The following is a 12,105-nucleotide window of genomic DNA, read 5'->3' on the forward strand; positions in this document are numbered from 1 at the left end:
ATCCTTATCTTGTCTTCAGCCGAGAAATGCCGGCGTGTGGCGCGGCGAATATCTTTCACCACGGCCTCGGCAGGCTTCTTCGCGAGCTTGGCAGCCGATTTTGGGCTGGAGGGATTGGGTCTCATCTGCGTTCCTTACGTCACTACGACGAGACCCAATCCCTCCATTATCCGCAACCCCTTTTCTGGGCCATAGGTGCTGACGCCGAACACTCATGAGATTGACCAGCACCTGTTGCACTTGGACTTTGTCGGCGAGGACGTGTTTGGCCTTGGGATCGAGATCGAGCAGCGTCCGAATGCCGCGCTCGCGCGCGCCAACCAGTGCCAAGTGCGCGGCGTCGTCTATGATCTGCGGTACATTCTCGACGCTCTTGTTCACCTCGCCGCGCGCGACAAATTCACGCAAGCGCCGCACGATGAAGCCAGCGCGAAACACCTCCTTCGCCGCTTCGGAAAGAGCTTCCTTCACTATTTCAAGTGGCAACTCACCGGGTTCTGCAATGATGTCGCGCGTTTCTTCCAGGTAGTTGGCGACGGCCGTCAAGGGCTGGTTCAGTTCGTGAGCCAGCGTCGACGCCATGGTGCCCATCGCGCTCAGGCGGGAAACGTGAACCAACTCCGCCTGCAACTCGCGCATTTTAAGGTCGTCACGTTCCTGCTGACTCAGATCGCGAATGAACCCAGTGAATACCCTGTCTCCATCATGCCCAGCTTCACCTACTGACAGCTGGATTGGAAAGTCAGTGCCATCGCGGCGCCGCGCGGTGACGGTGCGCCCAATGCCAATAATTCGGCGATCGCCGCCATTGCGGTAGTGCCTGATGTAGTCGTCGTGCCGCTCTCGATCAGGTGAGGGCATGAGGCAATGCACATTGCGACCCACGACCTCGTCTTCGTCATACCCGAAGAGCCGCTGGGCCGCCGCACTGAATGACAGGATCTGGCCCAGTTCATCGATCACGATCATCGCGTCAGGCACGGTATCCAGGATCGATTGGAGGTGCTGTTCTCTCGTGTCGTTTGCCGTTCGTACAGCAGCCTCGTCGGTGATATCCCTGGCAATGACATGGAATCCGCGCAGGTGGCCATCTTCTCGCAAGGCCGTAATCGTCGTTCGAGCCAGGTATTCCGTGCCCGATCGACGCAGGCGCCACAATTCTCGCTCATGCGCACCGATTAGGGCAGCAGTCTCCAGATCTGCCGCCGGCAGCCCCTGGGCGACCTCGTCAGCTGAATAGAACAGAGCATGCGAATGACCAATGCAGTCGGAAGGCGTCCATTGTTCAGCTCGCCAAATCTCTTCGTTGATTGCGAGTACGGTGCCGACGGGGTCGAGAAGCAACTGAACATGCTTGGACGACTGCGCAAACGCAAGTTGCGCTAATGCCCCGTGCTCCATCCTATCGCCAGCGATCTCTTCCATGCCCCCCTTACCTTGCTATTTAACTAAAACCAGAACCGGACCCCCGCCACGAAGCTTGTCGCGTGAATGTCCTCGCCTGCCGCACGTGCAAGGCGGGCCGTGTCTCCGAGCTTTCGGTAGTATGAAACGCCGATGTACGGTGCAAATTGCCGCGAGAATTCGTACCTGAGCCGTGCCCCGAGTTCGACATTGGATATACCGGAGCCGATCGCGTTCTCCGGTATGTCCTGTGCAGAGAAGTTCACTTCGACACGCGGCTGCAAGATAAGGCGCTGCGTGATGCGCTGGTCGTAATATCCCTCAACACGACCGATCAGATCGCCTTTGTTGGACAAGAACAGCGCGCCCTCGACTTCAAACATTCCTGGAGCGAGACCCTCGAAACCAATCGTCGCGTAAGTACGCCGCGGCGCTGGTCCAATGTCCTGGCGGACGCCGACCTGTAGATTGAAGTAGGGGTCGATGGCGCGGCTGTAGAGGAGTTGCACTTCTCCGCTATCAAGGCCACGACGGAGCTCGCCTTCGCCTTCGCTCTTGACCCACAGGCGATTGATGTCGCCGCCATAGAAGGCCTCGCCGTCCCAGCGATAGCCGTCGCGACCGCGGTGTGCCTGGAATTCCGCGATGTTGAGAATGGCTGCGCCAAACGTCTGGCCTCCACTCTCCTGCATCATTTCGGCGTGGGCCTTGGCCATTTCGGCAGCAGGGAACTTGCGGTCAGCGAAATGATCCATCGGCGCAGGCGGCGGGGACGCACTTCCTGCCGGTTGATCCGTACCGCTGACGGCAATATCGCCTTGTGACGCGACTGCCTCCTGGTCCCGCATTTGCATGCCATCCATCGAGCCATGGTCCATGGAACCGTGGTCCATAGTGCTGTGATCGGGCACCACGGTCGCAGGTAAAGCTGCGGGAGCAGGTGCCGCCTCGGGTTTCTCAGGGGCCGCAGGTGCGGTTGTCGATTTACGAGTTTCCGCTCGCTTGACTTTTTTTGGGGCAGGCATCTCCATGCCCGGCATGTTGTGCATTGAGTGATCCTGGGCCCAAACCGATGTCGAGATTCCCAGTGCCGATCCGAGGAGCGCGGTCCGAAGCGGGCTCATGCGGCTGCCCCTTTAGGACGTACGCTGACCACCCGCATCATGCCGGCATGCATGTGATAGAGAAGATGGCAGTGGAACGCCCAATCTCCAACAGCGTCAGCTGTAAAGTCCCACGTTGCTATTCCGCCAGGCTGGACGATCACTGTATGTTTGCGCGGCGAGTGATCTCCATGCCCTGTGACAAGCTCGAAAAAGTGCCCATGAATATGAATTGGATGTGCCATCATCGTATCGTTGATGAGGTTTATCCGAACCCGCTCGCCTTCCGTGAAGGGAATAGGGTCGTGTACGGCCGACATCTTTTGTCCGTCGAACGACCACATGAAGCGCTCCATGTTGCCGGTTAGATGAATGTCGAGACTGCGCGACGGTGCCCTGACATCAGGATTGCGTTCCAAAGAGACGAGGTCCTTGTAAACGAGAACCTTGTGCCCAACCTCCTCTAGGCCCTGACCAGGATCCCCCATCCGATCGACGGGCATAGGCGAGATGGTCTGGACCCCGGGATCGCGCCTCACCTGCGGCGCGTTGCCGAAATCCCGCATCTTCATGGAACCCATTTGATGGCCTGAATGACCAGTGGCGGCGGAGGACGAGGCACCCATCTCCTGCATCGAGCCATGATCCATCCCGGCCATCTCGGAATGTCCCATTTCAGCCATGCCTCCGGCGGGGGTCTTACCGTTTGTCGATGTGGCCGTTGCCGCATTGGCCGACCCGCCAAGGCGAGAAGAGGCGTTTTGCTCAGCGCTCGGATCGACGCCACGTCCGCTCATGTTCATGCCTTCCATTCCCGGCATGTCCATGCCCATGTCTTTCATGGTAGCGAGAGGGCGTTTTCGCAGTTCCGGAACTGCCGCCAACATTCCTGGGCGAGGCGCCAAAGTGGCCCGCGCCATGCCCGAGCGATCCACCGCTTCAGCCACGAATGTGTAGGCTGCATCAGCGGGACGGACTACAAGATCGTAGGTTTCCGCGACGCCAATCTGGAATTCGTCCACATCGAGGGGCCTTACGTTCTGCCCATCGGCCTGCACGACTTGTAGCGTCAGTCCAGGAATGCGCACGTTGAAGGTAGTCATCGCTGAGGCATTGATGATCCGGAGCCTCACTCGCTCGCCGGGTGAGAACAAGGCGGTCCAGTTATCCTGCGGCCCGTGACCGTTCACCAGGAACGTATAGGTAGAACCTGTGACGTCAGAGACGTCAGCGGGATCCATTCGCATCTTGCCCCAGTCGAGCCGCTCCTTGAGAGGTTGATCGCGTCGGGCCAGTAGACCGGAAAGCGTTTGGCGCTGAAAGTTGAAGTGGCCGGGATTCACCTTGAGTCGCCGGAAAATTGCGGCGGGTGAAAGAGGGCTGTGGTCCGCAAGAACAATCACATGTTCCCGGTCATATTGGACTGGATCTGGTCCTGCTGGATCAATGACGATGGGCCCGTAATGCCCCTCTTGCTCCTGCATCCCCGAATGACTGTGATACCAGTAAGTGCCGTTCTGCTTTACGTCGAACTCGTAGAGGTAACTGTCCCCCGGCCGGATGCCCGGGAACGACACCCCAGGCACGCCGTCGTGTTCGGGGGGAACCAGGAGCCCGTGCCAATGAATTGAGCTGTCCTCATCAAGGCGATTGTTGACCCTCAACCGGACCCGCTGCCCTTCACGCAGGCGGATCAACGGGGCAGGGACTGTGCCATTCACGCCGATCGCCTGAAACGTCTTTCCGTCAATCATCATCGACTGGCGGGCAATGGTAAGGTCGATGTCTTGTCCGCTAACTGTCGGCAAAGGAGCGGTAATTCCGCTTGACACGGTGCGCGCCCAGGTCGGGAAGAAGGATGACAACGCCAAACTGCCACCGATCAGGGCGGATCCGCGCAGTATTTCTCGACGTCCAACGGTAGCTTTCATGGGGGCGTAAAAACCTCTGAGATCGGGGGGGCTGCGAATGAATACGCAGTCCGATGCTCAACCCCTCAAAGTTTTTTGAGTTTCTCGGCAAGGCGTGCGCGCGCCCGGCGGACACGCGCCTCTACAGCCTTTTCAGTGATCCCCAGAATTTTGGCTGTGTCGGCCTGCGAATGTTCGTCAATCGTGCGGAGCACGAGCGGCTCACGTAGTGACGTCGGTAGTTCCGAAATCGCGCGAAGAGTTCGTCGCAGTTCAGACTTGTCCGCACTGACGGCTTCAACTCCGGGCGTCTGGTCTGCCACGTTTTCGACCTCCGCCAATGGCGCAGCAGCAGAAAAAAAGCGTCTGGCTAGCGCACGCCGTTTCCAGTCCTTGCATTTATTTAATGCAATTCGCGCGAGCCAGTGCTTGAATGGCCGAGCTCGATCAAAACGCTCCAGTGCTCCAAAAGCCGCTACGAAGCTGGCCTGGGTCACATCCAGACTCTCGTCTGGATCGCCAATTTGCGAGCGTATCAGCCGATAAACCCAGTCGCGATGGCGGCGCACCAATTCTGTCGACGCTACGTGATTTCCGCCACTCGCGAGAGAAGCCAGATCCCGATCATCTAAGTCAGCGACCTGGAGCGTCACCGATCCTTCCCTGTGAGCGCATTGACGATCTCTTTGTCAAATTTCGCCGATTGCTCTGTTGTCAGCACCGAGCGCATCGCGAAGATGTGCTCAAGGGTTTCCTTTTGCATCTGTCCCATCGCGACATGGGACCTATCGATAGCATCTGACACCCGGGGCCCGTACCCGTGCTCGGCTTGGATTGCGTCAGCCAGGTGCGCATTGTCCGCACGTAGTTCGAGTTCCAATGCCCGGCGGCGGACTGCAAAACGTTGTTCAATGACGTCGATCTGCGCTTGCTGCTTTGCGTCGAGGTTGAGTTGGTGGTGGAGTAGATCGTGAAGCTCGCTTTCGGGCGTTCCCGAGCGGATCAACGTCTGTCCGACAAGAGCTCCGATCATCCCAAACGCGAACGCAACAATTGCGAAAACGAGGGTCTTGCGCCAAGCCATATCAACGCGTCAGCAAAGTGGATGGCGCGAGCGCTGCAGGCACGCCAAGTGGTGAGATCGGCGCCGCAACGGCAGGCACGCCGGAGATCATAGTACCACCCAAACCGAATAACAGAGCAGCGACGGCTGCGAGCCCTAAACCGCCCAGGCTGATAGGCGCGATAGCTTTACGCCGAGCAAGCTCGGCCATGACTGCATCATCAATCAGCGCGAGGCGCGGGTGCACTGGCTCGTCACGCAGTAGTCCAAGAAGTTGATCAAGGTCTGTCATGGCCGGTCTCCCATATCCACCGTCTAATACGCAGCAAAGCTCAAAAACCCTCACCAGCCCGACGTAAATTTTTTTGAGGGGTGCGACAGAGGCGTGCGTATTCTGGATACACGCTTCCCTGTAGCCCTGATGGAGACATTCATGCTCAATATAAGAAACTTCGTTGCCGGCGCTCTCGTCGCGACTGCCGTGATTGCCACTCCCGCATTGGCTCATCCCCGACTTGTGACGGCGGCGCCCGATGACAAGGCGGTTGTTGCGCCGACCAATCGAATCGCTTTCACTTTCAGTGAGCAGCTTGTCGCAGCTGTTTCAGGCATGGAGGTCACCATGACTGGTATGCCCGGTATGCCAAATCACACGATGAAGATGAGCGGGTACAAGACGACGGTCAGCGAAGATGGCAAGACGTTGATGGCCACCTTTGGTCGACCGCTGATGGCTGGCACCTACAGCGTGCAATGGCATGTCGTATCGAGCGACACGCACCGCATCACCGGGACCACCACGTTCACGGTTCGCTGACAAATGGCAGATTGGGAGATCATTGGCCTGCGCTGGGTGCTCTATCTCAGTCTGGCGCTTGTCACGGGCTTGCCAATTTTCGCGCGCCTCTCCAGGTCCGATGATCTCCCGAACGCAAGTGTGCCCCAAGCATGGATCGTCCTGGTTCTAGCGCTTTGTGCAATGTGCTTGTCCGTGCTCGGTTTCGCCATGCAGGTTGCGACGATGACTGGATCGACGCTCTTCGATGTCGATGCCACTATTGTTAGTTCGCTGCTGGATCAGACTTCGCTTGGTTTGGCGCTGAAAGTACGGCTTTTTGCAATATTGGCAGCAGCGATACTAGCTGCCGCAGCGCTCGCCAGACATTCGGCTGGATGGTTTTTGCAGGCAATGGCCGGTGCAGTCGCACTTGGGACATTGGCTTGGTCTGGCCACGGGGCGGCGACGGATGGTCCTGGAGGATGGGTACATCTGGTCGCAGACATAATTCACCTAATTGCAGCCGCAGCGTGGATCGGTGCCTTGCTAGGATTTCTCTCGATGCTGAACGCAGTGCGTCGGCGTCAAGATTCAGCGGCAAGCGCGACCTACAGAGCGCTTGCAAACTTTGCGGCCACAGGCTCGGTTCTGGTCTCGGTTCTAATTTTAACCGGTTTGACGAATGGCTGGTACATCCTGAAAGAAGGTAGTCTGCGCGACGCCCTCTTCGCCCCTTATGCCCAACTGTTGATCCTTAAGCTTATTCTTTTCGCTGTCATGCTGGGATTGGCATCGCTCAATAGGTTCCGCCTCACCCCCGCACTTCGAGATGCTTTGAAAAGGCGTGAGGAAGGGTCTGCGATTGAGAACTTGCGACGTAGCATTATTCTCGAATTGACCGCAGGCGTTGTGATATTGTTCTTGGTGGCTTGGCTCGGAACCTTGGCGCCGTTCCCATCGATCCAGTAACCTCCTCTCTACTGAATAGCTTAAGGCAGGCTTGCAAAATGACCCATGATCATTCGGACTGCCATCACTCGCAGGGCAAGGGCCGCCCGAAAGGCGAAATGGAGGGCATTTTCCTCGATCCCGTATGCGGCATGAAGGTCGATCCGGCGACGAGCCCGCACCACGTGACCCATGCCGGCCGCGAGTACCATTTCTGCAGCGCCAAGTGCCGAACCAAGTTCGTCGCGGATCCCGAGCAGTATCTGACCCCGCAGGCACCGGTCGAAGCGCCGTCGGGAACGATCTGGACCTGCCCCATGCATCCCGAAGTGCGGCAGGATCACCCCGGCGCCTGCCCGATCTGCGGCATGGCGCTCGAACCGGCCGAGGTGGGCCTCGACAGCGGCCCGAGCCCTGAACTGGTCGATATGACCCGGCGCTTCTCGATCGGCCTCGCGCTCGCGTTGCCGGTATTCCTCCTCGAAATGGGTGGGCACCTGCTCCCCGCGATCCACCATCTCGTGCCGATGCGACTGTCAACGTGGATTCAACTGGTGTTGTCCACGCCGGTGGTGCTCTGGGCTGGCTGGCCGTTTTTCGAGAGGGGCTGGGCGTCGCTCAGGACGCGGAACCTCAACATGTTCACGCTCATCGCGATGGGCACCGGGGTTGCCTGGGGCTACAGCATGGTCGCAGCGCTTGCCCCCGGTCTATTCCCGCCGGCCTTCCGCAATTCCGATGGCAGCGTGGCGGTCTATTTCGAGGCTGCTGCGGTCATCACCGTGCTGGTGCTCCTTGGCCAGGTACTTGAACTTCGGGCGCGCGAACGGACCTCAGGCGCGATCAAAGCGCTGCTCGGCCTTGCGCCGAAAACCGCGCGGCGTCTGCGGTCTGACGGCAGCGACGAAGAGGTAGGGCTAGAGGCAATTGCCGTCGGCGATCGCCTGCGGGTCCGTCCCGGTGAAAAGGTGCCAGTCGATGGCACTGTCGAGGACGGCCGCTCGTCGCTCGACGAATCGATGGTCACCGGCGAGTCCATGCCTGTCACCAAGACCAAGGGCGACACCGTCATCGGCGGCACGCTCAACCAGACCGGCGCGCTGGTGATTGCTGCAACAAAGGTCGGCCGCGACACCATGCTTGCGCGGATCGTCCAGATGGTGGCTGAAGCGCAGCGCTCTCGCGCGCCGATCCAGCGGATGGCCGACCAGGTGTCGGGATGGTTCGTTCCAGTGGTGATGGCTATCGCCGTTCTGGCCTTTTTGGGGTGGGCGATCTGGGGTCCTGAGCCGCGCTTCGCTTACGGGCTGGTCTCAGCTGTCGCCGTGCTGATCATTGCCTGCCCCTGTGCACTGGGTCTGGCCACGCCCATGTCAATCATGGTGGGTGTAGGCCGCGGAGCCGGGCTTGGCGTTCTGATCAAGAATGCCGAAGCGCTCGAGCACATGGAGAAAGTCGATACGCTGGTCGTGGACAAAACCGGCACGCTCACCCAAGGCCATCCCGCGGTTACAGCGATCGTGCCTGTGACAGGTTACAGCGAGGACGACGTGCTGCGCTTCTCGGCCGCCGTCGAACAGTCTTCCGAGCACCCCCTCGCGCTCGCCATCGTCGAGGCTGCAAAGGCCCGAAACGTCGCGCTGTTGCCCGTCAGCGACTTCGACTCTCCGACAGGTCGCGGCGCCATGGGAACGGTCGAAGGCAAGCGGATCGTGCTTGGCAATGCCCGGTTCCTGACTGAGCAAAATATTGATACCGCGCCGCTCGCCTCGGCTGCCGACGAGCTGCGCCGCGAAGGCGCGACCGCCATTTTCGTGGGGATCGACGGGCAGGCCGGCGGTGCTATCGCCATCGCCGATCCGGTCAAGCTGACCACGCCCGAAGCGCTCGAAGCGTTGCGGCGTGAGGGCATCCGTGTCGTCATGCTAACCGGCGACAATCGCACGACCGCCGAAGCCGTCGCCCGTAGGCTGGGCATCGACGAGATTGAGGCCGACGTCCTGCCCGATCAGAAGAGCGCCGTTGTTGCCCGGCTCAAGCGCGAGGGCCGGGTGGTGGCCATGGCGGGTGACGGCGTGAATGATGCTCCCGCCCTTGCAGCGGCGGATGTCGGCATTGCGATGGGCTCTGGGACCGATGTCGCGATCGAAAGCGCCGGCGTGACCCTGCTCAAGGGCGATCTGACCGGGATCGTTCGAGCGCGCCGCCTCAGCCAGGCGACTATGTCCAACATCAGGCAGAACTTGGTCTTCGCGTTCATCTACAATGCGGCGGGTGTACCGGTCGCCGCGGGCCTGCTTTACCCTGTTTTCGGCATCATGCTCTCGCCGATGATCGCGGCGGCGGCCATGGCCCTCTCTTCGGTCAGCGTCGTGACCAACGCACTGCGGCTTAATCGAACCGCGATCTGAAACCAGCGTCGACGCCGGGACAAACTTTGCAAATGAGATCCGTTAAGACAAAAATCCATCTTGCGGCCAGCCGCTTGCACAAGTGGTTTGCTTTGATCGTAGGTCTGCAGGTTCTGATCTGGATGACCAGCGGGCTGGTGATGAGTGTTCTGCCAATTGAGGTGGTCAGAGGGGAGCACCTGGTCAATCGTACTGGCCACGAAGTCCTGGGCAAAGTTCAAGGGGTCCGACCACTGGAGGACGTGGTCGCAGCTGCGCAGGGGCCGGTGGAAGCGGTGACGTTCCGGATTCAGGGGGGGCGCCTGACGGCAGAGGTCACGGGCGGCGGTAAATCCGCGCTTGTCGATCCCTATACAGCCAATCGCTTACCGCCGATCGGCAAGGATGCTGCAGCCGCGATTGCGCTACGGAGTTGGAAGGGAACGGCTAATCCTTCGGTCGCGGTCGAGCAGGTCGAAGGGACCTCCCCAGAGTTTCGTGGGCCCTTGCCAGCGTGGCGGGTAACTCTCGATGGTAGCACGCACGTGTATGTGGGGGCGGATACGGGCCAGGTCCGCGCGGTCAGGACCGACACCTGGAGAATCTACGACTTTCTCTGGGGACTGCATATCATGGACTGGAAGGAGCACGACAACTTCAACAATGTCTGGCTCGTTTCCTTTGCTGCGTCTGGTTTGCTCTTCGCGCTGACCGGTTTCATGCTCCTCATAATGCGTTTTCCGTTGAAACTGCGGCGCAGGCGGTCCGCAATTTGACCTGCCACAATGAGCGAACGGTGCATCCTCCTAACCTGGATTGAACAGGAGATTTGCGATGAGAAAGATGATTTACGCGCTGGCGCTGTTGGCGACGCCGGCGCTGGCCGCGACCGATATCGTGATGCATCGCGATCCCGGATGCGGGTGCTGCGAGAAATGGGCGGCGCAAGTCAAGCGCGCGCTTGGCCGAGAAGTCCGTGTCATCGACGATCGCAATCGGAGTAGTTTTCAGCGGGCTTCCGGGCTCCCGGCAAACCTCGGATCCTGCCATACCGCAGTGATCGACGGCATCGTTTTTGAAGGACATGTGCCCATCGCCGATATGCAGCGGGTTCTGAAAATGCGGCCGGCGGGGGTGCGCGGTCTCGCGGTTGCTGGAATGCCATTGGGGTCGGCGGGAATGGATGTTCCTGGAGTTCCGGCGCAGCACTACAACGTCATCGCCTTCGGACCCTCAGGCAGCCGGGTGTTCGCTCGTCATTGAACGGATCCCTGACGTGCAATAGGCCCGAAGCTGAGCTTACGGGGGGATATCTGCCATGCGACGGACCAAACCGGCGAAGCCGGCCGACCGCGCGGCCCGTATCCTGCTACTGGCAAGTGCTGTCTGGCTTGTCGGCTTGCGGGCCTACTTCGCTCTCTTCCGGCCGCCGCTTCTGCCCGAGGACGTCCGGTTTATTGGGCTGAGCACCGCGAACACAGCTTTGAACTCTCCTGGACTCGGACGATGGCTCCGCCTCGTCTTCATTGTTCTCGGAGGGTTCATTGCCGCGAGCGGCTTCGTGACCGCATATGTCGCGCTTAGCCTTGAGCAGGGGGCATCGCTGGCGCGAGAAGCTCTGCTCGCCGCGGCCGGTTCGACCGGAGTGGGGCTCATGGTCGTCGTCAATTTTGTGATCGGCTCGGATTTTCACTGGCTCCTTATAGGGCCACCGCTGTTATGGGCTGCAGCTCTTGCCTGCCGATGGAGGGCGCGCTCGCCACTCTGATAGCGCGCGCCGTGTGTCCATTTCTTAGAGGCGCTGCTCGATACGCTTCATGTCCGCAATTTCGCGTTCCTGTGATTGGATGATGTTGCGGCACAAATTGACCACTTCCGGGTCAGAGAGCTTGGCTTGGCGGCACATGAGGATTGCGCCTGAGTGATGGGGGATCATGGCGCGAACCAGCTGTTCGTCGCCAACTGCAATCTGTCCCCGCATGCCGAACCAACCAAAAGCAAACACGGCGATCGCGAGTCCGGCTACGATCCCGTTGGCAGTGTTTGATCGGTACATGTGCCGCATAAACAGCAGCATCAGCACGGCCATTGGCGCTACCATCATGAGGGTGACCACAGCGATGTCATAAAGGCCGTATCCTACGGCCGCGCCCAGCGCGCCGGTCGCCCAAAGGCTGGCCGCCGTAGCGGTGCCCGACGCTTTGCCGCGATGCTTCAGGATCGCGCCGCCACCGATGAAACCGACGCCGGTTATCAAGCCTTCAAGGATTCGGGCCTGCGCAGGCGACGTCCGACCAAGGATAGCGATGCCGACCAGCACAAATCCGCAACTGGCGATGGCGACGAGAGGAAAGGTGCGGATGCCTGCGCTCCGCTCATCCTTTTCCCGGTCCCACCCCACCGGCAGCGCGAGCGCGTAGGCTGCGCCCAAGCTGAGGATGTGGGTGGCGGTCTCCCACCAGGACGGCGCGATCAGCATCATCGCGGCGCTATCCGGCGCCGCAACGAC

Annotated in this window: 12 protein-coding genes and 2 pseudogenes; 6 read left to right on the forward strand and 8 right to left on the reverse strand. The window is 59.9% G+C overall.

Features of this window, described 5'->3' with window-relative positions; genetic code table 11:
• Positions 1–213 precede the first annotated feature (213 nt).
• From EOE18_RS10395 to EOE18_RS10420, 6 genes and pseudogenes are all read right to left on the reverse strand, one after another.
• A pseudogene (locus tag EOE18_RS10395) lies at positions 214–1,425 on the reverse strand (PAS domain-containing protein); the annotation flags it as partial.
• A gap of 23 nt (positions 1,426–1,448) precedes the next feature.
• A complete protein-coding gene (locus EOE18_RS10400) occupies positions 1,449–2,528 on the reverse strand; it encodes a copper resistance protein B (protein WP_127709227.1) in 1,080 nt (359 codons plus the stop codon).
• Complete coding sequence (locus EOE18_RS10405) at positions 2,525–4,438, reverse strand: copper resistance system multicopper oxidase (RefSeq protein WP_127709229.1); 1,914 nt, start codon at positions 4,436–4,438, stop codon at positions 2,525–2,527. The genes EOE18_RS10400 and EOE18_RS10405 overlap by 4 nt, the downstream gene beginning before the upstream one ends.
• 65 nt (positions 4,439–4,503) lie before the next feature.
• Positions 4,504–5,070 carry an RNA polymerase sigma factor gene (locus EOE18_RS10410; protein ID WP_127709231.1) on the reverse strand — a complete coding sequence of 189 codons (567 nt, stop codon included), beginning with the start codon at positions 5,068–5,070 and terminating at the stop codon, positions 4,504–4,506.
• Entirely contained in the window at positions 5,067–5,501 is a 435-nt protein-coding gene (locus EOE18_RS10415) for a periplasmic heavy metal sensor (RefSeq protein WP_127709233.1), read from the reverse strand. Before EOE18_RS10415 ends, EOE18_RS10410 begins: the two co-directional genes overlap by 4 nt.
• Position 5,502: 1 nt before the next feature.
• Entirely contained in the window at positions 5,503–5,772 is a 270-nt protein-coding gene (locus EOE18_RS10420; RefSeq protein WP_127709235.1) for a hypothetical protein, read from the reverse strand.
• Positions 5,773–5,865: 93 nt separating this feature from the next.
• Here EOE18_RS10420 and copC point away from each other — a divergent pair, with 93 nt between their 5' ends.
• From copC to EOE18_RS10450, 6 genes are all read left to right on the forward strand, one after another.
• Entirely contained in the window at positions 5,866–6,297 is a 432-nt protein-coding gene (copC, locus tag EOE18_RS10425; protein WP_246027383.1) for a copper homeostasis periplasmic binding protein CopC, read from the forward strand.
• A 3-nt stretch (positions 6,298–6,300) separates the two neighbouring features.
• On the forward strand, positions 6,301–7,227 hold the full coding sequence (copD, locus tag EOE18_RS10430) for a copper homeostasis membrane protein CopD (RefSeq protein ID WP_127709237.1): 927 nt from the start codon (positions 6,301–6,303) through the stop codon (positions 7,225–7,227).
• A 98-nt stretch (positions 7,228–7,325) separates the two neighbouring features.
• A complete protein-coding gene (locus tag EOE18_RS10435; RefSeq protein WP_220445999.1) occupies positions 7,326–9,617 on the forward strand; it encodes a heavy metal translocating P-type ATPase in 2,292 nt (763 codons plus the stop codon).
• 32 nt (positions 9,618–9,649) lie between these two features.
• Positions 9,650–10,372, forward strand: coding sequence for a PepSY domain-containing protein (locus EOE18_RS10440; RefSeq protein WP_246027384.1), 723 nt, complete (start codon positions 9,650–9,652; stop codon positions 10,370–10,372).
• A gap of 58 nt (positions 10,373–10,430) precedes the next feature.
• Entirely contained in the window at positions 10,431–10,859 is a 429-nt protein-coding gene (locus EOE18_RS10445) for a DUF411 domain-containing protein (protein ID WP_246027385.1), read from the forward strand.
• A gap of 55 nt (positions 10,860–10,914) precedes the next feature.
• The gene (locus EOE18_RS10450) at positions 10,915–11,364 is read left to right on the forward strand and encodes a hypothetical protein (protein ID WP_127709241.1); all 450 of its coding nucleotides are present in this window, start codon (positions 10,915–10,917) and stop codon (positions 11,362–11,364) included.
• A 24-nt stretch (positions 11,365–11,388) separates the two neighbouring features.
• On the opposite strand, the gene EOE18_RS19005 is transcribed toward EOE18_RS10450, so the two are convergent.
• A complete protein-coding gene (locus tag EOE18_RS19005; protein ID WP_425464291.1) occupies positions 11,389–11,700 on the reverse strand; it encodes a DUF305 domain-containing protein in 312 nt (103 codons plus the stop codon).
• Between the two features lie 6 nt (positions 11,701–11,706).
• A pseudogene (locus EOE18_RS18795) lies at positions 11,707–12,072 on the reverse strand (MgtC/SapB family protein); the annotation flags it as partial.
• Between the last annotated feature and the right edge of the window lie 33 nt (positions 12,073–12,105).

This window comes from Novosphingobium umbonatum (genome assembly GCF_004005905.1).
Classification (GTDB): domain Bacteria; phylum Pseudomonadota; class Alphaproteobacteria; order Sphingomonadales; family Sphingomonadaceae; genus Novosphingobium; species Novosphingobium umbonatum.